This window comes from Leisingera aquimarina DSM 24565 (assembly GCF_000473165.1).
GTDB classification, from domain to species: domain Bacteria; phylum Pseudomonadota; class Alphaproteobacteria; order Rhodobacterales; family Rhodobacteraceae; genus Leisingera; species Leisingera aquimarina.
The window spans coordinates 4,102,109-4,126,172 of sequence record NZ_KI421504.1 but is presented as its reverse complement, the minus strand read 5'-3'; the positions used below and the strand labels follow the sequence as shown (position 1 = coordinate 4,126,172).

The 24,064-nt window shown below is 64.6% G+C and carries 20 protein-coding genes; 11 read left to right on the top strand and 9 right to left on the bottom strand.

Features of this window, described 5'->3' with window-relative positions; all coding sequences use genetic code 11:
• Positions 1 to 74 precede the first annotated feature (74 nt).
• Positions 75 to 1,025 (top strand): glucokinase, encoded by a 951-nt coding sequence (locus tag AQUI_RS0124775; protein WP_027259932.1) that lies wholly within the window; start codon positions 75 to 77, stop codon positions 1,023 to 1,025.
• 21 nt (positions 1,026 to 1,046) lie between these two features.
• On the opposite strand, the gene AQUI_RS0124770 is transcribed toward AQUI_RS0124775, so the two are convergent.
• A complete protein-coding gene (locus tag AQUI_RS0124770; protein WP_027259931.1) occupies positions 1,047 to 4,673 on the bottom strand; it encodes a translocation/assembly module TamB domain-containing protein in 3,627 nt (1,208 codons plus the stop codon).
• Complete coding sequence (locus AQUI_RS0124765; RefSeq protein ID WP_027259930.1) at positions 4,670 to 6,472, bottom strand: autotransporter assembly complex protein TamA; 1,803 nt, start codon at positions 6,470 to 6,472, stop codon at positions 4,670 to 4,672. Before AQUI_RS0124765 ends, AQUI_RS0124770 begins: the two co-directional genes overlap by 4 nt.
• 563 nt (positions 6,473 to 7,035) lie before the next feature.
• Between AQUI_RS0124765 and AQUI_RS0124760 the strand changes: the two genes are divergently transcribed.
• Both AQUI_RS0124760 and AQUI_RS0124755 read left to right on the top strand, forming a co-directional pair.
• Positions 7,036 to 7,302 carry a hypothetical protein gene (locus AQUI_RS0124760; RefSeq protein ID WP_084294553.1) on the top strand — a complete coding sequence of 89 codons (267 nt, stop codon included), beginning with the start codon at positions 7,036 to 7,038 and terminating at the stop codon, positions 7,300 to 7,302.
• Positions 7,303 to 7,368: 66 nt separating this feature from the next.
• Positions 7,369 to 7,977 carry a hypothetical protein gene (locus tag AQUI_RS0124755; protein WP_027259928.1) on the top strand — a complete coding sequence of 203 codons (609 nt, stop codon included), beginning with the start codon at positions 7,369 to 7,371 and terminating at the stop codon, positions 7,975 to 7,977.
• A gap of 52 nt (positions 7,978 to 8,029) precedes the next feature.
• Here AQUI_RS0124755 and AQUI_RS0124750 read toward each other — a convergent pair whose 3' ends face one another.
• The 3 genes from AQUI_RS0124750 to AQUI_RS0124740 form a co-directional block, all read right to left on the bottom strand.
• Positions 8,030 to 9,013, bottom strand: a complete 984-nt coding sequence (locus AQUI_RS0124750) for a type I glyceraldehyde-3-phosphate dehydrogenase (RefSeq protein WP_027259927.1) — start codon at positions 9,011 to 9,013, stop codon at positions 8,030 to 8,032.
• 120 nt (positions 9,014 to 9,133) lie between these two features.
• The gene (locus AQUI_RS0124745; protein ID WP_027259926.1) at positions 9,134 to 9,448 is read right to left on the bottom strand and encodes a hypothetical protein; all 315 of its coding nucleotides are present in this window, start codon (positions 9,446 to 9,448) and stop codon (positions 9,134 to 9,136) included.
• An 80-nt stretch (positions 9,449 to 9,528) separates the two neighbouring features.
• Positions 9,529 to 10,305, bottom strand: a complete 777-nt coding sequence (locus AQUI_RS0124740; RefSeq protein ID WP_027259925.1) for an IclR family transcriptional regulator domain-containing protein — start codon at positions 10,303 to 10,305, stop codon at positions 9,529 to 9,531.
• 212 nt (positions 10,306 to 10,517) lie between these two features.
• Between AQUI_RS0124740 and AQUI_RS0124735 the strand changes: the two genes are divergently transcribed.
• Together AQUI_RS0124735 and gcvH are read left to right on the top strand one after the other, a co-directional pair.
• Positions 10,518 to 11,966, top strand: coding sequence for a glutamine synthetase family protein (locus AQUI_RS0124735; RefSeq protein ID WP_027259924.1), 1,449 nt, complete (start codon positions 10,518 to 10,520; stop codon positions 11,964 to 11,966).
• Between the two features lie 219 nt (positions 11,967 to 12,185).
• A complete protein-coding gene (gene gcvH / locus AQUI_RS0124730) occupies positions 12,186 to 12,545 on the top strand; it encodes a glycine cleavage system protein GcvH (RefSeq protein WP_027259923.1) in 360 nt (119 codons plus the stop codon).
• Positions 12,546 to 12,669: 124 nt separating this feature from the next.
• Here the strand turns inward: gcvH and AQUI_RS0124725 are convergent, their stop codons facing one another.
• The 3 genes from AQUI_RS0124725 to truA all read right to left on the bottom strand — a co-directional run bounded on the left by AQUI_RS0124725 (position 12,670) and on the right by truA (position 15,353).
• Positions 12,670 to 13,605: a 2-hydroxyacid dehydrogenase gene (locus AQUI_RS0124725; RefSeq protein WP_027259922.1), complete on the bottom strand. Its 936-nt coding sequence runs from the start codon at positions 13,603 to 13,605 to the stop codon at positions 12,670 to 12,672.
• Positions 13,606 to 13,706: 101 nt separating this feature from the next.
• Positions 13,707 to 14,447, bottom strand: coding sequence for an NYN domain-containing protein (locus tag AQUI_RS0124720; RefSeq protein WP_027259921.1), 741 nt, complete (start codon positions 14,445 to 14,447; stop codon positions 13,707 to 13,709).
• Positions 14,448 to 14,585: 138 nt separating this feature from the next.
• A complete protein-coding gene (gene truA / locus AQUI_RS0124715) occupies positions 14,586 to 15,353 on the bottom strand; it encodes a tRNA pseudouridine(38-40) synthase TruA (protein WP_027259920.1) in 768 nt (255 codons plus the stop codon).
• 112 nt (positions 15,354 to 15,465) lie between these two features.
• Between truA and AQUI_RS0124710 the strand changes: the two genes are divergently transcribed.
• The 3 genes from AQUI_RS0124710 to AQUI_RS0124700 are packed head-to-tail and all read left to right on the top strand — an operon-like array spanning position 15,466 to position 18,319.
• Positions 15,466 to 16,881: a YcjX family GTP-binding protein gene (locus AQUI_RS0124710; protein ID WP_027259919.1), complete on the top strand. Its 1,416-nt coding sequence runs from the start codon at positions 15,466 to 15,468 to the stop codon at positions 16,879 to 16,881.
• Positions 16,878 to 17,333 carry a GNAT family N-acetyltransferase gene (locus tag AQUI_RS0124705; protein ID WP_027259918.1) on the top strand — a complete coding sequence of 152 codons (456 nt, stop codon included), beginning with the start codon at positions 16,878 to 16,880 and terminating at the stop codon, positions 17,331 to 17,333. Before AQUI_RS0124710 ends, AQUI_RS0124705 begins: the two co-directional genes overlap by 4 nt.
• Entirely contained in the window at positions 17,330 to 18,319 is a 990-nt protein-coding gene (locus AQUI_RS0124700; protein WP_027259917.1) for a YcjF family protein, read from the top strand. The genes AQUI_RS0124705 and AQUI_RS0124700 overlap by 4 nt, the downstream gene beginning before the upstream one ends.
• Positions 18,320 to 18,423: 104 nt before the next feature.
• On the opposite strand, the gene AQUI_RS0124695 is transcribed toward AQUI_RS0124700, so the two are convergent.
• The gene (locus AQUI_RS0124695) at positions 18,424 to 18,846 is read right to left on the bottom strand and encodes a group III truncated hemoglobin (protein WP_027259916.1); all 423 of its coding nucleotides are present in this window, start codon (positions 18,844 to 18,846) and stop codon (positions 18,424 to 18,426) included.
• A gap of 160 nt (positions 18,847 to 19,006) precedes the next feature.
• On the opposite strand from AQUI_RS0124695, the gene AQUI_RS0124690 reads away from it, so the two are divergent.
• The 3 genes from AQUI_RS0124690 (at position 19,007) to ileS (ending at position 23,995) form a co-directional block, all read left to right on the top strand.
• A complete protein-coding gene (locus tag AQUI_RS0124690; RefSeq protein ID WP_027259915.1) occupies positions 19,007 to 20,314 on the top strand; it encodes an SDR family oxidoreductase in 1,308 nt (435 codons plus the stop codon).
• 1 nt (position 20,315) lies between these two features.
• A complete protein-coding gene (locus tag AQUI_RS0124685; protein ID WP_027259914.1) occupies positions 20,316 to 20,804 on the top strand; it encodes a DUF2269 family protein in 489 nt (162 codons plus the stop codon).
• Between the two features lie 248 nt (positions 20,805 to 21,052).
• Positions 21,053 to 23,995 carry an isoleucine--tRNA ligase gene (gene ileS / locus AQUI_RS0124675; RefSeq protein WP_027259913.1) on the top strand — a complete coding sequence of 981 codons (2,943 nt, stop codon included), beginning with the start codon at positions 21,053 to 21,055 and terminating at the stop codon, positions 23,993 to 23,995.
• Positions 23,996 to 24,064: the final 69 nt, after the last annotated feature.

The following is a 24,064-nucleotide window of genomic DNA, read 5'->3' as shown; positions in this document are numbered from 1 at the left end:
TGCGCTCAATTGTAATTGCGGCTGGAATGCTGCAGTCTTGATGGCACGAAAATGATCAGAAAGGACCGCGGCACATGGCGGCTGAGCTGACCGTTTTGGCTGGCGATGTTGGTGGCAGCCGGACCCGGCTGGCCCTGGCGGCCCCTGGCATCGGGGTCACCGCACTGCAGAGCTTTGCCAATGACAGTTTCACCAGTTTGGAAGATGTGCTGAAGGCCTATTGCGCGCAGCCGGGATTTCCGCCCTTGCAGGGGGCATGCCTGGCGGTGGCGGGACCGGTCCGGGAGGGGCAGTTTCACCTCAGCAACCGCAATTGGCAGGGGGATGCAGACAGCATAACAGCCGCATTGCAATTGCCAGCAAGTGCCAAGGCCAATGTAGTTAACGACCTTGCAGCCCTGTGCCATGCCTTGCCTGCGCTGATCCCGGGGCAGCTGTCCTGTCTGCAGCCGGGGCAGCACGGCGGCGGCCAGGCACTGGTTGCAGGCATCGGTACAGGGTTCAATGTCTCAGCCTCGCTGAACGGCGGGGTGCTGGCGGCCGAACTGGGCCGGGCCAGCCTGCCGCAAGCCGTGTACCGCCGCCTGCAGGAACTGCTGGACCATGAGCCGGAGAACGCGGCCAGCATAGAAATGCTGTTCTCAGGTGCTGGCTTGGTGCGGTTTCACCAAGCCCTGACCGGCTCGGCAGCCAGCAGTGCAGAGGGGATCGTCGCCACCTGTCTGGCAAGCCCGGACTCGCCGGAGGCACGGACGGTCTGCGAATGGGCGCATTTGCTGGGCCTGATGGCGCGCGAGCTGACAGCGGCCTACCTGCCGGCGCAGGGTCTGTTCTTTGCCGGCAGCGTAGCGCGCGGCGTTTTGAACACCCCCGCGCGGTCCCGTTTCCTGGAGAGTTTTACGGCGCCGGGCGGCCAGTTGGGGGCTGTCTGTGCCGGTACGCAGTTGTGGCTGATCACGGATGATGCTGCAGGTGTCGGCGGAGCTGCGCGCGTAGCGCTGGCTGCCGCCGGGGCAGATGTGTGAAACACGCCGCCGGGCCGCCCGTCAGTAGTCGCGTTTGAAGAACAGGCCGAATCCGGTTTCGCCCTCGCTGTCCACCGTGCCTTGCACCGTCAGGCTGTCCGTCATGTCGAGGTTGATGCTCAGCTCGCTGTCGCCGCGGGTGTTGACGTTGAAATCGGTATAGACGTTCTCGGCCACATAGCCGCCGAGGCCAAGCTGCCCGGCGCCCAGATTGTCGGCGCCGATATCGACGTCATCCGCCCCGGTGGCGTTGCGCAGCTTGTTTTGCGCACCGCCGCCGCGTCCGCTGAGGGTCAGCGCCGAGCCGGCCAGACGGGCCAGCGCCAGCGGTGAGATGTCCTGGATATTGTCGCCGAACAGCAGCAGCGCCAGGGCTTCCTCGCTGGGGCGGGGCGGGTCCGAGGTGACCTTGATCTCGGGCGCATCGACCCGGCCCGAGATTTCCAGCGTTGCTGTGCCCTGGTCGGTCGCAGCAGAGGATTTGAACTCCAGATAGGGTTTCAGGTCGCCCAACAGGGTAATCCGGCCTTCATCCAGTTCCAGCCGCCGGCCGAGGATATCAAAGGTGCCGCGGATCAGGCTGATCTGGCCGGAGGGCGACAGCCGTGCGGTGGTGCCGCGCAGGCGGATTTCGCCGCCCAGTTCCGAGCGCAGCCCGCGGCCGCGGGCAAAGATCCTGGAGGGCGCGCTGATCAGGATGTCCAGTTCGGTTCTGCCGGACCCGCTGGCGCCGCCGCTGCTGCCAGTCAGCCCGGCGCGCGCCAGGGTCCGCCGCACATCGCGCGGCGCGCCCGTATGGCGGATCGGCGGGATCGGGGCAGCGGAGACCGAACCGCCGGCGGTGTTGAGGTTGATATTGGTCTCGCCCACATCGATCCGTCCCTCGATCCGGTTGCTGCCGGCCATCGCACCCGACATTGCCAGGCTGCCGTTCAGCAGGGTTTCGTAAGAAAGGTGGTCGGTCACCACCACGCTGCCGATGGCAATCTGCAGATTGCCGTTGAAGGGCGGCAGCAGCCCCACCGGGCCGCTGATCCGCACCGTGCCGCCGTCGCGCGGGCGGGCTGAGACCTGCAGCTGCGCGCTGGAACGGGCGATGGAAACGGTGGCGTTGATATCATCCACCCGCTGCGCTGCCGCCGGAATGGCCAGCGAGGCGCCGGGCACCGAGATGGTGCCGCTCACACCGTCCAAGGCCGGAGTGCCTTTCAGCGCGAGGTCAAAGTTTGCAGGCCCCTGCAACAAGTTGGGAGAGATGAACGGGTTAAGCCCCTCCAGCCGCAGCGTGCCCTTGGCGGTCACATCGGCGGTGCCTTTGGCCTCGCTCCAGCTGCCGGCAACGCGGCTGTCGATGCCAGCGGGGCCGCTGGCCGTGCTGTCGATGGTCCAGATGCCGTCCCGCCGGGCCGCAGTGCCCTTGGCGGCGAGGCGGCCGGGCAGGTCGGGGACCAGCCGCTGCAACAGGCCGATCGCGGCATCAAAGCGCAGATCGGTGCTGCCGTTGCTTTCGGTAAAGCGGCCTTCGATATCCGCGGCGATGGCGGCAGGACCCGCCGCCTGACCCGCAATCTGCCATTCTCCGTTGCGGCGCGCGGCGGTGCCTTGGGCAGTCAGCTTGCCCGCCAGCTGCGGCACAAACCGCTCCAGCTCGTTCAGGGCTGCGGCAAAGGTGAAGTCGGCGTCGCCCTCCAGCGTCACCGATCCGTCCAGTTTGGCGCTTGAGGTGTGCGGACCATTCAATTCTGCCACCCCGCTGAGGATGTCGCCATTGCGGGTGAGGGTGGTGGCCAGCTCCAGCGTGCCGGGGGTTTGCGGCAGCAGCACCTCTAGCCGGTTCAGCTTGGCGCCGATCTCCATCCGTCCGGCATCGCTGTTGAGCGTGCCTGCGGCGCGGGCCTCCAGCGTGCTGCCAGCCAGTTCGAAATGGTCGATGGAGATGCCGGTCTCATCGCGCGCCGCCTTCAGCGCCAGTGTGGCGGTCCCGGCCAGCAACTCATCCGCCTGGGCAATGCCTGCCGACAGGTCCTGCGCCCGCATCGACAGGTCGGTGTCAAACGCACCCGAAAGCGGCGTGAAGGAGCCTTTGACCGCAGCCTGCACCGCGCCGCCCAGCGGACGCCCGGCCAGGTCCGAAAACCGGGCCAGATCCGCCAGGCCCGCGGTCAGGTCAGCGCTGACTTTCAGGCCGTCTTCCAGACCGTCAAAACCCACGTCTCCTGCGGCTTGGTAGCCGCTGCCGCGCAGTTCCATATCCGTGATCCGTAGAGCGCCGCGGCCTTCGGTGCCGAGCGTGCCTTCAAAGCGGATTTCGTTGCCGATGGCCTTGGCCAGCGCCGGATCGCGGAGCTGGAAACCACTGAGGCCGGCGGACAGCCGCCCTTCCAGCGCAAAGCCGCTGTTCTGATCCAGCGTGCCCCGGCCGGCAATCTTGGCCCGGTCCACCAGGGCTCCGGGGTGGCTCAGCTGGTCCAGCACCCCGTCCAGGGTCCAATTGCCCCCGGTGGTCTTTTTCAGTTGCAGATCCGCTGCCGTCAGTGTCGTCAGCCCGCCTCCAAAGGGCAGGGCGACGGCGGCCTGGCCTGGGGGCGGGCTGATGGCGGTTTTCAGATTTGCAGTGTCCAGCTTGCCGCCCGCATCCAGCGCCGCGGCGCCGGTGACCTGCAGCGCATTGCTGCGCAAGACCAGTGTATCCAGCGCCACCGCGCCGCTGCCTGCGCGTGTGCCTTTGACGTTGAGCCGCAGACCGGGGCCAAAGAACGGCCGGTGCACCGGCGGCAGCAGAACGTCGATGTTACCGCCCATGTCGGCGGAAAAGCCGATATCGCGGGAGGTGTCCGGTGCGGCGCCGGCGGGCAGAGGCTGGGCGGCCAGCACCACCTGGCCTGCCAGCCGTTCCTTACCATTGGTGCTGAAGCGGATATCAGCGTTGAAATCGCTGACCGGGCCGTTGCCTTTGGCGGTCAGTTGCAGGTCCGGGCGGCCTGGCAGATCCAGGCTGCGCGAGATCAGACCGCCCGCAGCCTCATCCACGGCCAGATCCAGGGTGATCTGCTGGGTCTCGTTGGCATAGCCCGCCTCCAGCCGGAAGTGATCGCCTGGCTTGTCCAGCCGGGTCGCGGCGAGCTTGGTATCCAGCGTCCCGCCTGCCAGCATCAGCGAGCCTTCGACCGACAGGCTGGCTGCGGTGCCGGCCAGGTCCCTGCCCAGTTCGATCCGGGCTGCCTTGATTTGGCCCAGCTCAATCGCCACCGGCAGTTCCGGCAGGGCAAAAGGCGTGGCCTCAGGCTCTGGCAGTTCGGGGTCTGGCGGCAGCGGTTTGGGCGCGCGCGCCACCGCGATGCGTTCTGCCGACAGTTCATTGACCGAAAACCGCCCGCTCAATAGCGCCAGCCGGTTCCAGTCCAGCTCGGCGCCCTCAACGGTCAGCCAGATGCCGTCTTCATCCGCCACCGTGATCTGCTTGATCTTGGCCTGCGAGGAAAACGCGCCCTCAAGACCTGTCACACTTATATAGCGGCTGTCGCCGGACAGGGTATCCTCCAGAAATTCCACCAGCAGCCCGCCGGCATCTGCCGTTGTGGTGTCCTGCGCCGCTGCCGGTGCAACCGTCAGCCCAAGGGCAAGGGCAAGGCCAAGAAACTGTCTCAAAATGCCTGTCCTATCCCGATATAGAATTGCAGCCCGTCTTCGGACCCGCCGTCCACCGGATAGGCGAGGTCAAGCCGGATCGGGCCGATGCCTGCCACATCATAGCGCAGGCCAAAGCCCGCGCCGGCATGGCGCGCTGAAGAGCCGGAAACGAAACTGTCCGCATCGACAAAGCCAAGGTCGTAAAACCCGACCAGGGAAATCTTGTCGGTGACCTTGCCCCGGACTTCGCCAGAAAGCGCCAGAAAGCCGCGCCCGCCGGCGGTGCCGCCGTTTGCAGGTACGCCCAGAGACTGGAATTCATGCCCGCGCACCGATCCCGCACCGCCTGAGAAGAACAGCAGGGTGGGGGCGGTTCCGCTCAGGGACGGTCCGATCACCGATCCCATCTGCAGCCGCCCGGCCAGCACGATCCGGTCATCAGCGCCCAGCCCGTAATAGGCACGTCCGTCCGCCTTAAGCTGCAGGCCGGTGTCGCTGCCGTCAATGCCGATGAAAGGGATTGCGCCGCCCCGCAGGAAATAGCCGCTGCTAGGGTTCACCCGGCTGTCGCGGCCGTCGTATTCCGCACGGATCCGGCCCGCCAGGTATTTGAAGCGCCGCTTGCCGAATACATCCTCTGCCAGGATGGACGTTACGCCCAAAGCAGCCTCGGCATAGAACTGGTCCGAAAACGTCCGCCGCACGCCGACGGCCCCCAGCACCTGGGTGGCGCTGTAGTGTTCCTCGTCCAGGCGTTCGGCCTCGGCCAGATAGAAGATGCTGTCATCCGGCCCCAGTGCTGCGGGCCGGTCCAGACGCACCGCAATGCGTCCGTCAATGTCATTGCTGCTGCCGATGCCGCTGAGCCGCGCCTCGATCCGTAGCTTTTCCGCGGCACCGAACAGGTTGCGGTGCATCCAGCTGCCCGACAGCTCAACCCCGTCGGAGGAGCTGATCTCGGCCCCGAAGGTCAGGCGGCGCGGCGGCAGATCCTCGACCCGGGCCACAAAATCCAAGGTGCCGTCCGCATTCGGCTGCTCGGCCTCGCGCAGGACCACGGTGGAAAACGTGCCGGTGCGGCGCAACCGGGTTGAGGATTTGGAGACCAGATCGGGGTGGAACGCTTCGCCTTCCGGGAAGCCGGCGATCCGGCGGATGGCATCCTCACGGACGTTGGTTTCGCCTGTGATCCGCAATTGCCCGAACCGCAGCTGCGGCCCCGGCGCCAGCCGCAATTGCGCATCAAGCCGCGCTTGCACATGGTTGGCGGTGATTTTCTGATCTGCCACCGTTGCCTTGGCATGGCCGCTGCGGCGCCAGGCGCTCACACCGGCAATAGCCGCGTCGCGGATCACTCCGGTGCTGGCGGGCTGCCCAGGGGCAAAGCCTGCGGGGATCTCCACTTCACTGGTTCGCGGCAGCGGCGCCAGATCTGCCGTGCCAAAGTTGAACCGCGGGCCGGGCTGTACGGTGATTTCCACCTTGCTGACGTTCTTCGGCGGGTTCAGCGGCTGGATCCGCGCCGCCTCGCGCCCGTCCAGACGGATATTCACCACCGGCGAAAAATGACCCGCATCATACAGCACCTGCACCAGTGTGCGGTAATCCGACAGGGCCGCTGCCAACAGCTCCTGCACATTGGTTTCACCGCTGGCGGCCACCGAAGAGGAGGCGCTGCGCAGCCGCCCGGCCAGGGCCTCGTCCGCACCGGGCGCTTGCAGCGTCGCCTCGGCGCCAATGGCGGCAGGCGGCAGAAAGGTCAGCAGGTTGAAGGCAATGATGCCCGCCGAAAGTCGCGGGCGGAAAGGAAAATCCATGTCTGCTCCCGGCGGCGGGCGGAAAAATCTGCCTCTAAGCCCGGTAGGGCCGCAGGCGGCTGGGTCAAAGCCTAACACGGGAAAATTGCAGGATGGAACCGGCAAAGCAGCAGCTTTCCGCCGGGGGCCGGCCTCCACCGGCCGGCGGCGGATTGCCGCGCATGGCAGCGGCTGGCAGGCGGCGGCACTGGAGGGGGAGTGCAAAGCCGCGGGCACAATCCCGCCGGTTTGGCGTATGCACAGTAAAATTGGCTGCAAAGGTGATTGGAAACCGGTAAAGAAACTGTACTATTTAGTTCAGCTCCGGCAGTTGAATCTGCCGGAGCTGGCACTGGTTAACAAAACTACTTCGAGTAAACGTCAGGCGCTGCCACCACTCACATGCAGCCTCGCCTGTCGGGAATGATACCACGCGGAATTGAACTGTCCAGATAATTGTCGGATTGATAATTTTCGCGTGGTGTCATCTTATACTGGCAGATTAAATGGTGCTGGAGCAGCAGTTTGGGTTCCCCGGAGGTGCAATTGTGGATCGGTTAAAGTCAATTTTTGAACTTCGGGATATGCTCCATATTATGGAACGCGACATCGGTCTGGATCGGCTAAGCAGAGCCGAGAGGGATGTGCTGCTGGCCGCGCATGCGCTGACCTGCGTGCCCGGCGCCCCGGTTCAGTCCGAGCAGATCCGCAGCCACCGGCTGGTGAGGGAAATTGCCCAGGCGACCTTTCACCGGACACTGAAGTCGCTGCTAGACCTGGGGCTGCTGGAACGGGCGGGCGGCAGCAAGGCCAAGCATTATGTGGTCTGCTTTGACCCCGCGGCAAAGTGACAGCGCAGCGTAATCAGCACACTCACGCGATTGCAGGTGCCGCCGCTCCTGTCTAAGGGGGGCGGCATGATACGAGTTTTGCAGTTCCTGCCCGGGTTTCAGAGTTTTGCGGTGATCACCGCGGCCTATGTCATTTGCCATGGTCTGACGGCCTGGGCCGTCACGCCGGTGCAGAAATTGTTTCTGCCGGAGATCACCGTCTTTGCCAGCCTGATCTACTTGCCGCACGGGGTGCGGGTGCTGAGCGTCTGGCTGCTTGGCTGGAAAGCGGTTCCGCCCCTTGCGGCCGGTGCGCTCCTGTCGGAGCTGATTTTCACCTCGGCAAATGTGCGCCAACTGATGGAGCCGGTGCTGCTGGAATCCATCGCGGTTGGCGCCTTTTCCGCATATGCGGCCTTTGAAATCGCATGGCTATTCGGCTGGAACCTTTATGCCGGCCAGGCGCGCCGGATCGCCTGGACCGGGTTGCTGGCCCTGGGCGCGCTGGCCTCGGTGATCAATTCGCTGGGGCAGTCGGTGGTGTTCTCCGGTCTGATCTTTCCCAGTGATCAACTGCCGATCATGGTAGTTTATGCGGCTGGCGATTTGATCGGGCTAGCGGTCTGCATGGTAGCACTGATGCTGATTTTCCGCTGGATCCGACTGACCGGAACGGGGCGGAAACCGCAGGAATAGCAAAGCCCGCCAGCGGCGGGCTTGCAAACCGGTCTTCGGACAAGGGCGGACTTTATCCCGCCATCAGCCTGGCCACATCCAGCATCCGGGCCGAAAAGCCCCATTCATTGTCGTACCAGCCGAACACCCGCGCCTGATGCTCGCCGGCCATGCGGGTTTCCGGTCCGGCAATCACCAGCGATTCAGGCCGTGCCCGCAGGTCCGAGGAGACCAGCGGCATATCGGTCCAGCCCAGCACCTTGGAAGCTGCCACGCCTTCGCGCAAGGCAGCGGTGAATGCGTCTTCGCTCATCGGGGTCTTCAGTTGCGCCACCAGATCCACCGCCGACACGCTGGCCGTCGGCACCCGCACCGCGGCGCCGCTGACCCGACCTTTCAGATGCGGCAGCACCTCGTGGATCAGATGCATCGCCGAGGTGGTGGTCGGCACCATTGATTGCGCGCCGCCGCGCGAGCGGGCAAAATCACCGCGCGGTGCGTCCACCATCGGCTGCGAGTTGGTGTAGCAATGGATCGTGGTCATATGCGCAGTATCAATGCCGGCGATCCGGTCCAGCAGCTTAACCAGCGGAGTGAGGCCATTGGTGGTACAGGAGGCGTTGGAGACGATGCGCGCATCCCCTAGGCTTTCCTCATTGGCCCCCAGTACCACAGTCAGCTCTGCCGCCGGGGAGGGGCCGGAGATCAGCACCTTGGACGCACCCGCCTTGATGCCGCGTTCCGCCACATCAGAACTCCGCGCGATGCCCGTGCATTCCAGCACCAGGTCGACGCCGGACAGGTCTACCGATGTCAGGTCCGGTTCATGACTGACGGGGATCGAGCGCCCCATTACCTGCAGCGCCCCGCCGCCATGCTCCACCGGGTGGGCAAAGGGGCCGAATGTACTGTCGTACTGGAACAGATAGGCGCACATGTCCAAGGGTGCGATGTCGTTGATCCGCACCACTTCGATGCCGTCGCCGCGCGCGGTGGTCAGAATCTGGCGCAGGATGGCGCGGCCAATGCGGCCGAATCCGTTGATAGCAAGTTTCATGCGCAATCTATGGCAGGCGCGCCGGGGCCGCTCAATCCATCGCTTCCCGGAAAATGATCACATTTCCCAAGGGGATGTTTCAGAAAAACGCTGCAAACCGCAGAGCCGTCAGGCGCGTTCTTATTTGCGGCAGATCACTTGGGCGTAATAGGTGCTGTTGATGCTGCGCACCATCGTGTCCATGTTGACGCTGCAGCCGGTGGCCGCGCGCAAGGCCCGCACCGCCTGGCGCGCGGTCAGCACCGCAGGCGGGCGGAAGGGCAAATGCTCCAGGTTCATCCGCGTGGCGCTGTAGCGGCCCGGAACGTCCGCGACCGGGAAAACCGCCCAGTCGCGGCCCAGAACGGAAACCATGGTGCCTTCGGCGTCTTTGGCCGATGCGGCCGGGGCAAGCGCGGCGCACAGGGCCGCCGCCAATGCAGTCTGTTTCATCATCGAAATGCTCCTGCGGAAATATCTGGTTTCAGCCTAGCAAGGGCAGGCTGCAATGCAAGGATGGGATTCCGCCAGAGGGGTTAAAGATGATCCACCGCCTCAACCTGGCGCAGTTCTGCGGCGCAAAGTTGCAGCCCGCGCAGCAGCCGCTCTGCGTCCGCCTCCGGCTGCAGCCCGCGCGGCGCTGAACAGCCGGCGACAATCGGTGTCTGGCCGGGACGCGAGACGGGCACGGCATAACCGGTGATCCCGGCCTCGAACTCGCCGCTGGTCAGGCAATAGCCCTGCGTGCGGGCCTCGGCCACGCGGTCCAGAATGCTGCCGGGATCTGTGAGCGAGGCTTCGGTATGGCGTGGAATTTCTGTTCCGGTCAGCACCGCAGCCGCCTCGGCCTCCGGCAGCCCGGCCAGCAGCATCCGCCCCAGGCTGGTATGGGCCAGCGGAATATGGGAACCCGCGGTGAAGCCATAGGTGATATGGCCGTGCTCGACGGTGGATTGCGCTAGCAGCAGCACCCTGCCCTGATCCAGCATTGCCAGCGTCACCTCGATTTGCATCTGCCGCGCGTGGCGGTTCAGAACCGGTTGCACCCGGCGGCCGAACTGATTGGCTTGCAAAAAACCGCCCGCCAGCGCCAGCACCCGCGGGGTCAGTGACAGCATCCGCCCGTCCTGGCGCAGATAGCCCGCCTGCACCAGCGTCAGCGCCCCGCGCCGGGCGGTGGCCCGGTCCTGGCCGGTGCGCCGGGCGATTTCGGCCAGGGTCATGCTGGGGGAGGCCGCGTCAAACACCGCCAGAACTGCCAGCCCTTTGGCAAAGCTCGACGAAATATTCCTGTCCTGTTCAACTGCCGTCATCTGAAACCGCTGTCCTGATCTTGTCTGGCACCGCTTGGGGCCGTGGTCTTGTGCGAATGTTCGACACAATGTTCGCTCTGCGAATGCTGTCAAGGCGCAAATCCCCCGCAATATCCAGATTGCGCATCGGTTTGCGTCAAAATCCGCCGTGGACTGGACGCTGGGGTAATTCCGGTGCAATTTCAATCAGCTCGCTAGCCAAGAGGCCGCCCATGGCACAAGACTTCACATCCGGCAAACTGGCCCGCCTGGGGCTGCTCGGCGCCGAAGAATGCCGCAAGGCAGCCGAGATCACATCCCGCGCGCAATTCGACGGGATAGAAACCGTGCGGGTGCTGTTTCCCGACCAGCACGGGATCCTGCGCGGCAAGACAATGATGGCCGAGGCCTTCGCCAGTGTTTTTGACCGCGGTCTCAACATGCCGGCGACCCTGCTGCTGAAGGACACGTCCCACCGTACCGCCGTATCAGTATGGGAACACGGCACCGGCCTGTCTGGCCCGATGCAGGGCGCCGGCGACGTGCTGCTGGTACCACGCCCCGAAACCTTCCGCGCGCTGCCCTGGTCCGGCCATTCCGCCTGGATTTTCTGCACGCCGGTCTATCCGGATGGCAGCCCGGTCCCCTTTGCCTCTGACGGCGTGCTGCAGCGGGCAGCCGGCGCACTGGAAGGACAGGGGATGGCGGTCAACTTTGGCTTGGAGGTGGAATTCCACATTTTCGAGCTGGCGGACAAGGCATCGGCCCATGATCAGGCCACCCGTCCCGGCGGGCCGGTTCAAACCCGCAACCTGACGCAAGGGTATCAGTACCTGAGCGAAACCCGCTATGGCGAAGTTGAGGGCGTGCTGGACCTGTTGCGCCGCAACGCCCAGAAACTGGGTCTGCCGGTGCGGTCCGTGGAAATTGAAATGGGTCCCAGCCAGGTTGAATTCACCTTTGCCCCGGATGGCGCCATGGCCCAGGCGGACGCGATGGTGATGTTCCGTACCATGGTCAAGGAGGTTTGCGCCCGCAACGGGTTGCACGCCAGTTTCATGGCCAAACCGCGGCTGGCGGGTGCCATGGCAAACGGCTGGCACGTGCATCAGTCGCTGCTGGATTTGGCCTCGGGGCGCAACCTGTTCATGCCGGAAACCGCCGGGCTGCTGTCTCCGCCTGCCAGCGCGTGGATGGCGGGCCTGCTGAAATACGCCCCTGAGACCTCGTTGATGATCGCGCCGACGGTGAACAGCTACAAACGCTATCTGCCCTATCAACTGGCCCCCAGCCGCATCGGCTGGGGCGAAGACAACCGCGGCGCCATGCTGCGGGCGCTGATGCAGCCGGGTGATACTGCCAGCCGGATCGAGAACCGCGCGCCGGACAGCACTGCCAATCCTTATTACGCGCTGGCCGCCCAGATCATCGCAGGCATGGCCGGGATCAATGAAGGGCTGGAGGCGCCCAAGCCCACATTGTCGCCCTACAGTGAAAACGCGGACCGCCTGCCGCGCTCGCTGGGCCAGGCGCTGGAGGGGTTCGGCGGCTCCCAGATGTGCCGTGCAGCGCTGGGGGAAGAGACCGTCAGCTACCTTCTGCAGCTCAAGCAGTTCGAATGGGAACGTTACCTGGACACTGTCAGCGAATGGGAGCAGGCGGAGTATTTCAATCTGTTCTGACTGCACAGGGCATCAGGGACTTGCGCCCCAAAAAACGCAGGAAACCCATGATTTGCCATCTTGATCGGAGACCGGCACCGTTGATAGCGTATGCCTGCGTATACAGGGCCCGGCAGGACCGGCTTTCTTCTTTCCGCGGTATCCGTTACGGCGGCAAAATCCGCACTGAATACCGTCCCGTACTGAAAACCCAAGCCTCTTCCAAGGGAACAAACGATGATGAAATACACCGAAGAACACGAGTGGCTGCTGCCCGAAGACGATCTGATCACCGTTGGCATCACCGCCCATGCCGCGGAACAGCTGGGCGAAGTGGTCTTTGTGGAGCTGCCGGAAGTCGGCACCGAGGTCTCCAAGGATGAAGAAATCGTGGTGATTGAATCGGTCAAGGCGGCCTCCGACATCCTGGCGCCGCTGGACGGTGAAGTGGTCGAAGTGAACGAGGCGCTGACCGATGATCCCGGCAAGGTGAACGAAGACCCCGAAGGCGGCGCCTGGTTCTTCAAACTCAAGCCCTCGGATCTGTCGCCGATGGACGATTACATGGATGACGCCGGCTACAAGGATTTCATCAGCTGATCCGCGAGCGGCCCAATCGGGGCTGCCGCTGAATTCCGCCTTGTTCCCTGCTGGGAACAAGGCGGTGCCTCCGGCGGGAGGTATTTGTAACCAGAAAGAAGCCGGGGGGCTGCCCCGGTCCGGCTCAATAGCCGCGCTGCCGGTCCACTTCGTGCAGCAGCTCTTCGCCGGCCTCCAGCCGCCGGTAATTCTCCACCACGTCCCGAAGCGCATCGCCCAGATGCCAGCCTGACACATGCGGCGTGACCGTTACCTGCGGATGCGTCCACAGCGGGCTGTCTGCGGGCAGGGGTTCCTGGCTGACCACATCCAGCACCGCATGGCCCGGCGTACCCTTGTCCAGAGCGGCAGCAAGCGCGGCTTCATCCACCAGATCGCCGCGGCCTGCATTGATCAGCGTCGCGCCCGGCTTCATCGCTGCCAGCATCCGGGCTTCCATCAGCCCGCGGGTGGCCGGGGTGGAGGGCAGAATGGCGCAGACATAGTCGCATATCCCCAGCATCTGCGGCAGCGCCGCCTCGCCGTGGCGGCAATCCACACCGGTGATCTCCTTGGGGGAGCGACTCCAGCCTAGCACCCGGAACCGCATATCGCGCATCAGCCGCGCGGACATGCCGCCGATATGGCCGAGGCCCAGCACGCCCACTGTGGTTTCTGCGGCGCGTTTCGGCGCCTGCGGCGCCCAGGCGCTGCGGGATTGGGATGCTGCGTGTTCCGCCATGTTCCGCTGGCTGCGCAGCACATAGGCGAGGCAGTATTCGGCGATCTCCTGCGCGGGCTCCAGCGGCTTCAGCCGGGTGACGCGCACATGCGGCGCAACGCTGGGGTGTGCGACGATGCTGTCTACCCCCGCACCCAGCTTTTGCACCAGTTGCAGGTTCGGCAGCTGCGCGGCCAGATCGCCCTTCAGCGCCGAGACCGCCAGCATGGTGATGTCTTCCAGGTTTCCGGGGGCGGATATCGGCCGGATATCGGCGCCTGGGTCTATGGCCCGCAGTTCTTCTGCCAGCTGTTCCTCGGTGTACCATCCGTCGTGGCCGATGCTGATCAGTAATGCCATGCGCGTTCTCCCTGTCCGCGTCCCTTTTGCCGGACTAAGCCACGGTTCAGGACCAAGGGAAAGCGGTATTCGCACAGGTATTCTGCCCGCGCTGCTGCGCTTCAGTCCAGACGCCGCACCAGGATCTGGTTGCCGTCTCCGCGTTTGGTCTCAAACAGTTTAAGCGAGGCAATCAGGTCGCTCAGCTTGCGCTTGCCATAGCTGCGGGTGTCGAAGTCCGGTGCGGCTGCGGTGATATACTGGCCGATCTGGCCCAGCGTGAACCATTCGTCATCCTGATCGATCGCATCCATCGCCCGGACCACCAGCTTGGTCGGATCCGCTAGCCCTGCCGGTGCGTTTCCGTTGCCGCCGCCATCCTCTTTCTTGGGTTTCGGCTTGGGTTTGCCCGGCTCCTCCAGCAGGTTTTCCACATAGATGAACCGCTTGCAGGCCTGCACGAATGCCGCCGGTGTTTTGCGCATGCCCATGCCGAAGACATCCACGCCTTGTTCGCGGATACGGCTGGCCAGCCGGGTGAAATCGCTGTCCGAGGAGATCAGCACAAAGCCGTCAAAGCGCCCTGAATGCAGTATGTCCATCGCGTCGATCACCAAGGCTATGTCCGAGGCATTCTTGCCAGTGGTATTGGCGAACTGCTGATGCGGTACAATTGCCAGCGCTGCTAGCTTCTCCTTGTTCCACCCTTGCGGGCTGCCGCCGGCAAAATCGCCATAGATGCGGCGGATGCTGGCCTCGCCGAAAGAAGCGATCTCCTCGAACATCGCTTCGGCATATTTGGCCGAGATATTGTCGGCGTCGATCAGGACGGCCAGAAGGGGAGGTTTGGTTGGGTTCGCCATAGGGGGTCTGCCTGTGTGTTCTACGGGCAGGCCGCCAGCGTCTGAGCTGCCGAAAGGCCCTGAAGGGGTGGGTGCGCCGATTATGCGGTGTGCCCGCGGTTATGCAAGCGGGCTGCGGCTGCCGGTGCCGGTGGCGGTTCAGGCAAAAGGGTCTTCCGGGTAACCCACCCGTTCCAGGTAGAGGCCGTGTCCCGGACATACCGGCCCGCAAGCGGCGCGGTCGCAGGCCTCCAGCGCGGCCTTCACCTCCGCTGGCTTCCAGGCACCGGCGCCAACCCGTTCGAGCGTGCCGACAAAGCTGCGGACCTGATTGTGCAGGAAGCTGCGGGCGCGGACGTGGAAATGGATCTCCGGCCCCGAGAACCCCTGCACGCGTTCCACCGTCAGCTCATCCAGCGTCTTGACCGGGCTCGCCGCCTGGCAGATCGAGGAGCGGAAGGTGGTGAAATCATGGTTGCCGATCAGATAGTCGGCGGCTTCCTGCATGGCGTCCGCGTCCAGGTCATGGCTCAGCTGCCAGACTTGGCCCGCCTCATGGGTTGCAGGCGCACGGCGGATCAGGATGCGGAACAGATATTGCCGCTCCACGGCTGAGAACCGGGCGTGCCAGCCGCCGCCCACCCGCGCGCAGTCCACAATCGCAACCGGATCGGGTTTTAGGTGATAATTCAGCGCCTCTGACAGCCGGAACGGATCCCAGTCCTTGGCCATGTCGCAATGCGCCACTTGTCCCAGCCCATGCACGCCGGTGTCCGTGCGCCCGGCGGCAGCAATCGTGTGCTCACCCGGCTCCAGCCGCGCCAGCGCAGCCTCGATCGCGCCCTGCACCGAGGGCTGATCCTTCTGCCTTTGCCAGCCGGCAAAAGGCTTCCCGTGATATTCGACTTTTAAAGCAAAACGCGGCATGGGCGGGCAACTAGCAACAGGGCCGGGCCGGGGCAAGCCCCGCGTGCGCTCTGGTATCTCAGCAACATGCTGCCTATCTTGTCAGCAGCAAGAACAGAGCAGGATCAGGGCCTTGGTGATAACCTCCCTCGCAGACGGGGTGATGAGCAGCGTGGAGCGTGCTGCCAGCGGTGTCTCCGCGGCTCTGTTCGACCGGCCCTTGCGGCTGGGGGTCACCGGCCTGGCGCGCTCCGGCAAGACCGTGTTTATCACCTCGCTGGTCGCCAACCTGATGGACCGGGGACGGATGCTGCAACTGGGCGCCGCGCGTGAAGGGCGGGTTGAGGCCGCATTTCTGCAGCCCCAGCCTGACGACACCGTGCCGCGGTTCGACTATGAAAACCACCTCGCGGCGCTGACCGGGCCGTCACCCCATTGGCCGGACAGCACAAGGGCGGTGTCTGAGCTGCGTCTCAGTCTGAAGGTGCGGCCCGCCGGCCTTCTGTCGGGGCTGCAAGGGCCGCGCACGCTGCATCTGGATATTGTCGACTATCCGGGCGAGTGGCTGCTGGATCTTGCGCTGCTGGATAAATCCTACGGCGAATGGTCTGCCGATGTACTTTCCCGCATTGCCAGCCGCCCCCAGGCGCAGGCGTTTCTGACGGAGAAATCACAGGCTGTCCCCGCGGGGACACATGACGAGCCGCAGGCCCAGGCGCTTGCTGCCGCCTTCACGGACTATTTGACCGCCGCCCGCGCCGCCGGGTTCTATGACTGCACCCCGGGCCGTTTCCTGCTGCCCGGTGACCTTGAAGGCTCGCCGGTGCTGACGTTTGCGCCGCTGCCGCCTGCGGCTAGCCCGCCGCGCGGCTGCCTGTGGCGCGAGATGGAGCGCCGCTTTGACGCCTATAAATCCAAGGTCGTCAAACCCTTCTTCCGTGACCACTTCGCCCGCATCGACCGGCAGGTGGTTCTGGTGGATGCGCTATCGGCAATCCATTCCGGCCCGCAGGCCGTGGAGGATCTGCGCCGCGCGATGACCGATATCCTCAGCGCCTTCAAGCCGGGCCGCAACCGCTTCCTCACCCGGCTTCTGGGCGGAAAACGGGTGGAGAAGATCCTTTTTGCCGCCACCAAGGCCGACCACTTGCACCACGCCCAGCACCCGCAAATGACCGCCATCATCGAGGCACTGACCCGCGAAGCGCAGGACCGCGCCCGATTTGCCGGGGCGGAAACCGCAGCGCTGGCGATGGCTTCGCTGCGCACCACAACCGAAGAAATGCGCGCCCATAACGGAACTGATCTGCCCTGCGTGCGCGGAACCTTGCAGGAGAACGGCAAGCAGGCGGCGTTCTATCCCGGAGCCTTGCCCGAAGATCCCGCGCAGCTGCTCACCCCTGCGCGGCAGGGGGCTGAGAAATGGCTGGAAGGCGACTATCAGGCGATGGCCTTTGCGCCGGCACCGCGTACCCTGAAACACGGCAGCGGCCCGCCGCATATCCGGCTGGACCGCGCCGCAGAATTTCTGATCGGAGACGCCCTGTGACACTCTCCTTGCGCCCCGCAACACCCCTTGACGCCGGCGCCGTTGGCGAGATCCTCTACCGTTTCCAGCAGGGCACGGAATGGATGCCTGAACTCTATACTTGGGCCGAGGTGATCGCCTTCTGCGGCGTCATGATTGACCGGGGCTGGGTCACAGTGGCCGTGCGGGATAACGGCGTGCAGGGCTTTCTGGCTCGTGACGGCGCGGAGGTCTGCGCGCTTTACCTGGCGCCGGGCGCCTGCAGGCAGGGGGCGGGCAAGGCGCTGCTGGACACTGCCAAGGCGGCGGTGCCGCGGCTGACGCTGCGGACCTTCGCAGCCAACGAAATGGCGCAGCGGTTCTACCGGCGCGAGGGCTTTGCCGAGACAAGCCGCGGCGACGGCACAGACAACGAGGAAGGCTTGCCCGACATCGCCTATGAATGGCACAGCAGCCAGGAGGCGGCAGCATGAGCAAGAAGCCGGTTCTGTTCGATCTGGAAGAGGAGGTCGAGGCGCCCTCTGTAGCCGAAGCGCCGCCGGTGCCGGACCCGGTTTCCCCATCCGCGCAGCCCTCTGCCATGGAGCAGGCAGCCCGGATAGCCGCCCGCCGCCCCTCGCGCCTGGCGCGCTGGTTCTGGGCGTTGCTGGCAGCGGTCATTGGTGCCATGACCTCGGTTGCAGCCTGGGATTTTGCCGCTGGGCTTATTGCGCGGGTGCCGGTGCTGGGCTGGGTGGTTACCATCGGGCTGACGGTGCTGGCTATGCTGGCGCTTTCGATGGCTTTGCGTGAACTTGCGGCGCTATCGCGGCTGCGGCGCGTCGATGCGTTGCGCCACCAGGCAGAGGAGGCCGCAGACCTCGCCACGGCCCGCGCTTTCACAGCCCGGCTGGAAAGCTTCTACAAGACCCGCGAGAATCTGGCCTGGCATCAGGCCCGGCTGACGGAGCGCAAGTCAGAAGTAATGGACCCCGATGCCCTGTTGATGCTGGCCGAGGAAGAGCTGCTGGTGCCGCTTGACGCTTTGGCCCTGCGCGAGGTGGAGGCTGCCACCCGGCAGGTGGCGACGGTGACGGCGCTGGTACCTATGGCGCTGGCGGATGTCCTGACGGCGCTGGTCTCCTCCCTGCGGATGATCCGCCGGGTGGCCGGGATCTATGGCGGGCGGCCCGGATTCTTCAGCTCCTGGCGGCTGACCCGCGCGGTGCTGGCGCATCTGGCCGCCACCGGCGCGGTGGCTGCGGGTGATGACCTCTTGGAGCCGGTGCTGGGCGGATCGGTGCTGTCCAAACTCTCCCGCCGCTTCGGCGAGGGGCTGGTCAATGGGGCGCTGTCCGCGCGCGTCGGCATAGCGGCCATGGAGGTCTGCCGACCGATGCCGTTTTCACCGCGCCACAGACCCGGGACGCGCAAAGTGATTCAGCGGGCGCTGACGGGGCTGTTTTTCAAGGAGAAGTAGCGCGCTTCCAGGCTCATGCGCAGCATGAGCTATGCCCAAGGCTGCTGAGGTGTTCTGGCATGGCCAGGACACCAGCAGGCACGGGAGCGCCCCGCTGGCGGTGCTCAGAACAGTTTCGGCGGCTGGTCTGCTGGCTGGCGCATCGCCACGATGCCGGTGCGGAAACCCTCGCCGATCCGGTCCGCCAAAGCGCCCCACTGCAGCGCGGTGCGCTCCGGCAGTTCGCCGCGCAGCACCTCGTGGAACAGGCTCAGCCACAGCGGAAAATGCTCTGCCTTCACATCCGGGCGGGAGACATGCACCCGCATCGGATTGCCGCTGTAGCTCCGCTCCCGCAGGATCGCATTGCGCCAGAAGCCCGCAATCTTTTGCTCATGCTCCACCCAGTCGGTGACATGGGCGGCAAAGACCGGCCCCAGCACCTCATGGGTTCGCACTTGGGCATAGAAGACGGCCACCACGCGCGAGATTTCCTTTGCGGTGATGTCAAACCGCGCCAGCGGATCTGCGGTATTTGCGTCGGTCATCGGATGCTCCGGTCTGAGTGGCCAGAGACAAAAATAGGCGCAAGCCGGGGAAAGAGGAAGAGGCCGGGCGCATCTGTCGCAGAAACGGGAGACGGCCTCACTGGCGCTGGGCGGCATTGGCACTATGGTGGGCGGGAGATTTGCCAAAAGGTATTGAATTATGGCGGAGAAAATCGGGCGGGTTCTGGTTCTCGGCGCCTATGGTTTTATCGGCGCTGAAGTGGTCCGGACCTTGCAAGCCTCTGGGTTTGCGGTGACGGGCCTTGGCCGCAGTGTTGAACAGGCGGCGAGGGTTTTGCCGGGCGTGCCGTTCGTGGAAGGCAATTTGCTGCAACTGCCGAAGCCCGAAGACTGGACGCCGCTGCTGCTGGGTATGGACGCGGTAGTGAATTGCGCGGGCGTCTTGCAGGACATGGCGCCGGGAGAGCTGGAGGCTGTGCATCACTCAGCTATTGCCGCCCTTGCTGCAGCTTGCGCTGACCGTGGCACAAAGGTGGTGCAGGTCTCCGCTGCCGGGGCAGGGCCGGGGGCTGCAACGGAATTCATGTGCAGCAAGGGTCGGGGCGATGCCGCCTTGCGGGCCTCCGGTGCAGCGGCCTGGATCCTGCGCCCCGGGCTGGTGATCGGGCAGGGCGCCTTTGGCGGCACCCGGCTGTTGCGGATGCTGGCAGCGGTGCCTCCGGTGCAGCCGGTGGCGTTGGGCCAGGCACCGGTCCAATGCACCGGGATGGCGGATTTGCCGGCCGCGGTGGTTGCGGCACTCGGCGGCAAGCTGCCTCAAGGCACCTATGATTTGGTGGAGGATCAGGTGAATACGCTGGAAGAGGTGCTGACAGAGACCCGCAAGTGGCTGGGGTTTGCACCTGCCCGGATGGCACTGCGGGTGCCGGATTGGCTGCTGCCGCCGATTGCAGCCTGCGCCGATGCTCTGGGCCGCCTCGGCTGGCGCTCGCCAATGCGCAGTACAGCGATTGCTGAAATCCGGAGTGGCGTGTGCGGTGACCCGCAACCCTATCGCGCGGCGATGGGGGTGGGGTTGGCCCCTTTGCAGGCTATTTATCACTCGCTGCCTGCGGGCCGGGAACAGCGGTTGGATGCGCGGATGGCACTGATGATGCCAATTGCCGTGGCAGTGCTGTGCCTGTTTTGGCTGGCGTCGGGCCTGATTGGCCTTTGGCAGCTGGAGGCGGCGGCGAATGTGCTGCTGGCCAAGGGCTGGGGAAGTTTCCCGGCCAAGACAAGTGTTGTATTCTGGTCGCTCGCAGATATTGCCTTGGGGCTGGCGATTCTCTGGCGGCCCTGGGCGGCGCGGGCCTGCCTGGGGATGGCAGGGGTCTCGCTTTTCTACATGCTGGCAGCAAGCGTCTTTACACCGCAGATGTGGGCGGATCCGCTGGGACCTCTGGTCAAGGTGCTGCCAGGCATCGTTCTGGCGCTGATCACCCATCAATTGCTGCAGGAGCGCTGAGATGGATGCGGATCTGATCCTGCGCTGGCTGCATGTGACCGGTGCCTGTGTGCTGCTGGGCACCGGGGCAGGGATCGCCTTTTTCATGCTGATGGCGCACCGCACCTGTGATACGCGACTGATTGCCCATACCGCAGGCGTGGTGGTTCTGGCGGACCTGCTGTTCACCGCTACGGCGGTGATTGCGCAGCCCATCACCGGCGGTTTTCTGGCCTGGCGGTTGGGTTGGCCGTTCAGCGAAGGCTGGCTGGCGTTGTCGCTGGGGCTATACGTGCTGACAGGAGCGTTCTGGCTGCCCGTGGTCTGGATCCAGCTGAAGCTGCGCGACCTGGCCCGGGCAGCCGCAGCGGCAGGCGAGGAACTGCCTGCGCGCTATCACCGCTTGTTTGCGATCTGGTTTGCTTGCGGCATTCCTGCCTTTGCGGCAGTGCTGGCAATTCTGTGGCTGATGCTGGCGCGGCCGGATCTGGGCGTCTGGCTTGTGCGCTGACGGTGCCGCGGCCGGCAGAATGGGCGTTTCCGCCCGCTGCCGCCCTCGCCAAAATGCGGCACATCTGCCGCTTTACCCTCCGGCGGGACCACCCTATAAGGCCTTACATGTCCCTATTCGCGGCCATCATTATTCGAATTATATCCCCGGCGCTCTGAACACGTGAGCCGCCGGGCAAAGGCGCTTGAGCCATCGCGCCGAACCGAATATCCCCATTTCCGACCTTGATCATCCAAAGGACGCCCCCGATGTGCGCCGACACGCCTCAGACGCCTGACTACAAAGACACCCTGAACCTGCCCAAAACCAACTTCCCAATGCGCGCGGGCCTGCCCAAGCGCGAGCCTGCCTGGCTGCAGCGCTGGGCGGAGATCGGGGTCTATGACCGCCTGCGCGACAAGGCCGCCGCAGCCAAGGGCTCTGATGAAGCGCGCCAGCCCTTCACCCTGCATGACGGCCCGCCCTATGCCAACGGCCACCTGCACATCGGCCACGCGCTGAACAAGACCATCAAGGACATGATCGTCCGCAGCCACCAGATGATGGGTTTCGACAGCCGCTATGTGCCGGGCTGGGACTGCCACGGCCTGCCCATTGAATGGAAGATCGAGGAGCAGTACCGCAAGAAGGGCAAGAACAAGGATGCGGTGCCGGTAGTCGAGTTCCGCCAGGAATGCCGCGCCTTTGCCGACAGCTGGGTTGATATCCAGCGCGAGGAGTTCAAGCGGCTGGGCATCACCGGCAACTGGGATGATCCGTACCTCACCATGAACTACCACGCCGAGGCGGTGATCGCGGATGAGTTCATGAAATTCCTGATGAACGGCACGCTGTATCAGGGCTCGAAACCCGTGATGTGGTCGCCGGTTGAGAAAACCGCGCTGGCCGAGGCCGAGGTTGAGTATCACGATAAAGAGAGCTTCACCATCTGGGTGAAGTTCAAGGTGGCTGAGCCTGCGGACCACAAGCTGGCGGGAGCCAATGTGGTGATCTGGACCACCACCCCCTGGACCATGCCGTCGAACAAGGCTGTCGTGTATGGCGAAGAGATTTCCTATGGCCTTTATGAAGTGACCGGCACCCCGGATGAATGCTGGGCCGCGGAGGGCGAGAAGTACATCCTGGCCGACAACCTGGCGGCGGATGTGTTCAAGCGCGCGCGCCTGGGCGAGGGCCAGTACACCCGTGTGGCTGACGTGCCTGCCGCTGATCTGGCGGGCATCGGCCTGACCCACCCGCTGGCGGGCGCCGAGGGCGGCAATGGCGAATGGGACGATATCCGCGACTTCCGCGCGGCGGATTTCGTGACCGACACCGAAGGCACCGGCTTTGTCCACTGCGCGCCGTCGCACGGGATGGAGGAATTCGAGCTCTACCGCGATCTGGGAATGCTGGAACAGGTCATCACCTACAACGTGATGGATGACGGCGGCTTCCGCGCCGATCTGCCTTTCTTTGGCGGCAAATACATCCTCAACCGCAAGGGCGGCGAGGGCGATGCCAACAAGGCGGTCATCGACAAACTGACCGAGGTCGGCGGTCTCTTGGCGCGCGGCAAGATTAAGCACAGCTACCCGCATTCCTGGCGCTCCAAGGCGCCGATCATCTACCGCAACACACCGCAGTGGTTTGCCTCTGTCGACCGCAAGATGGACGACGGCATGGATCAGATGGGCGACACCATTCGCGAACGCGCCCTGCGCTCGATCGATGAGCTGGTGAAATGGTGGCCGCAAACCGGCCGCAACCGCCTGCATTCGATGATCGAAAGCCGCCCCGACTGGGTGCTGAGCCGTCAACGCGCCTGGGGTGTGCCGCTAACCTGCTTCACCAAAAAGGGTGCACTGCCGACCGATGCGGACTTCCTGCTGCGCAATGACGAGGTGAACAAACGCATCGTTGCCGAGTTCGACGCGCATGGTGCGGATGTGTGGTATCAGGACGGCTTCAAGGCCAAGGTGCTGGACGGCATCGTCGACGCCGGCGCCTATGACCAGGTGTTCGACGTGCTGGACGTGTGGTTCGATAGCGGCTCGACCCATGCATTTGTGCTGCGCGACCGCGAGGACGGCACTGGGGATGGTATCGCCGACGTCTATATGGAAGGCACCGACCAGCACCGCGGCTGGTTCCACTCGTCCTTGCTGCAGGCCTGCGGCACCAAGGGCCGCGCGCCCTACCGCAATGTGGTGACCCACGGTTTCACGCTGGACGAGAAGGGCATGAAAATGTCCAAATCGCTGGGCAACACCATTGTGCCCGAGAAGATCGTGCAGCAGTATGGCGCGGATATCCTGCGCTTGTGGGTGGCGCAGACCGATTACACCTCGGACCAGCGGATCGGGCCGGAGATCCTGAAAGGCACCGCTGACAGCTACCGCCGCCTGCGCAATACCATGCGCTATATGCTGGGGTCGCTGGGGGATTTCAGCGAGGATCAGCGGGTCGCGCCCGCCGACATGCCGGAACTGGAGCAGTGGGTGCTGCACCGCCTGGCCGAACTCGATCACCGGGTGCGCAGCGGCTATCAGTCGTTCGACTTCCAGGGCGTGTTCTCGGCGGTGTTCAACTTTGCCACCGTGGACCTGTCGGCCTTCTACTTCGACATCCGCAAGGATGCGCTGTACTGCGACGGCGACACCCTGAACGCCCGCGCCGCGCGCACCGTGCTGGACATCCTGTTCCACCGGCTGACCACCTGGCTGGCGCCGATCCTGGTGTTCACCATGGAAGAGGTCTGGCTGGAGAAATACCCGGGCGAGGGCAGCTCTGTCCACTTGCAGGATATCCCCGACACGCCTGCCGACTGGCTGAACGAGCCGCTGGCCGCCAAGTGGTCCAAAATCCGTCAGGCGCGCCGGGTGGTGACCGCGGCGCTGGAGGTGCAGCGCACCGACAAGGTGATCGGCGCCTCGCTGGAGGCCGCCCCGGTGGTGCATGTGCGCGACGCCGAGGCGCTGGCGGCGCTGAACTCGGTGAACTTTGCCGATGTCTGCATCACCTCGGACATCCTGCTGACCGGTGATCCGGCACCAGCTGAAGCTTTCCGGATGCCGGAGGTGGATGGCGTCTCGGTGGTGTTTGAGAAGGCCGACGGCGGCAAGTGCCAGCGCTGCTGGAAAATCCTGCCGGATGTGGGCAATCACGTCCATGAGGGTGTTTGCGGCCGCTGCGATAGCGCGCTGGGATAATCCGGCTTTCAACTTTGACTTGTGCATGGCGCCCGGTTTAATTGCCGGGCGTTATCATTTTTGCGCTAT

Excerpts from the sequence above, each read along its gene's own strand:
- AQUI_RS0124690 (WP_027259915.1), top strand. The coding sequence starts at position 19,007 with ATGGCGGAGAAAATCGGGCGGGTTCTGGTTCTCGGCGCCTATGGTTTT.
- AQUI_RS0124725 (WP_027259922.1), bottom strand. The coding sequence starts at position 13,605 with ATGGCATTACTGATCAGCATCGGCCACGACGGATGGTACACCGAGGAA.
- AQUI_RS0124760 (WP_084294553.1), top strand. The coding sequence starts at position 7,036 with ATGCTCCATATTATGGAACGCGACATCGGTCTGGATCGGCTAAGCAGA.
- ileS (WP_027259913.1), top strand. The coding sequence starts at position 21,053 with ATGTGCGCCGACACGCCTCAGACGCCTGACTACAAAGACACCCTGAAC.
- AQUI_RS0124735 (WP_027259924.1), top strand. The coding sequence starts at position 10,518 with ATGGCACAAGACTTCACATCCGGCAAACTGGCCCGCCTGGGGCTGCTC.
- AQUI_RS0124695 (WP_027259916.1), bottom strand. The coding sequence starts at position 18,846 with ATGACCGACGCAAATACCGCAGATCCGCTGGCGCGGTTTGACATCACC.
- AQUI_RS0124740 (WP_027259925.1), bottom strand. The coding sequence starts at position 10,305 with ATGACGGCAGTTGAACAGGACAGGAATATTTCGTCGAGCTTTGCCAAA.
- AQUI_RS0124745 (WP_027259926.1), bottom strand. The coding sequence starts at position 9,448 with ATGATGAAACAGACTGCATTGGCGGCGGCCCTGTGCGCCGCGCTTGCC.
- AQUI_RS0124775 (WP_027259932.1), top strand. The coding sequence starts at position 75 with ATGGCGGCTGAGCTGACCGTTTTGGCTGGCGATGTTGGTGGCAGCCGG.
- gcvH (WP_027259923.1), top strand. The coding sequence starts at position 12,186 with ATGAAATACACCGAAGAACACGAGTGGCTGCTGCCCGAAGACGATCTG.
- AQUI_RS0124765 (WP_027259930.1), bottom strand. The coding sequence starts at position 6,472 with ATGGATTTTCCTTTCCGCCCGCGACTTTCGGCGGGCATCATTGCCTTC.
- AQUI_RS0124755 (WP_027259928.1), top strand. The coding sequence starts at position 7,369 with ATGATACGAGTTTTGCAGTTCCTGCCCGGGTTTCAGAGTTTTGCGGTG.
- AQUI_RS0124750 (WP_027259927.1), bottom strand. The coding sequence starts at position 9,013 with ATGAAACTTGCTATCAACGGATTCGGCCGCATTGGCCGCGCCATCCTG.
- AQUI_RS0124700 (WP_027259917.1), top strand. The coding sequence starts at position 17,330 with ATGAGCAAGAAGCCGGTTCTGTTCGATCTGGAAGAGGAGGTCGAGGCG.
- truA (WP_027259920.1), bottom strand. The coding sequence starts at position 15,353 with ATGCCGCGTTTTGCTTTAAAAGTCGAATATCACGGGAAGCCTTTTGCC.
- AQUI_RS0124720 (WP_027259921.1), bottom strand. The coding sequence starts at position 14,447 with ATGGCGAACCCAACCAAACCTCCCCTTCTGGCCGTCCTGATCGACGCC.
- AQUI_RS0124685 (WP_027259914.1), top strand. The coding sequence starts at position 20,316 with ATGGATGCGGATCTGATCCTGCGCTGGCTGCATGTGACCGGTGCCTGT.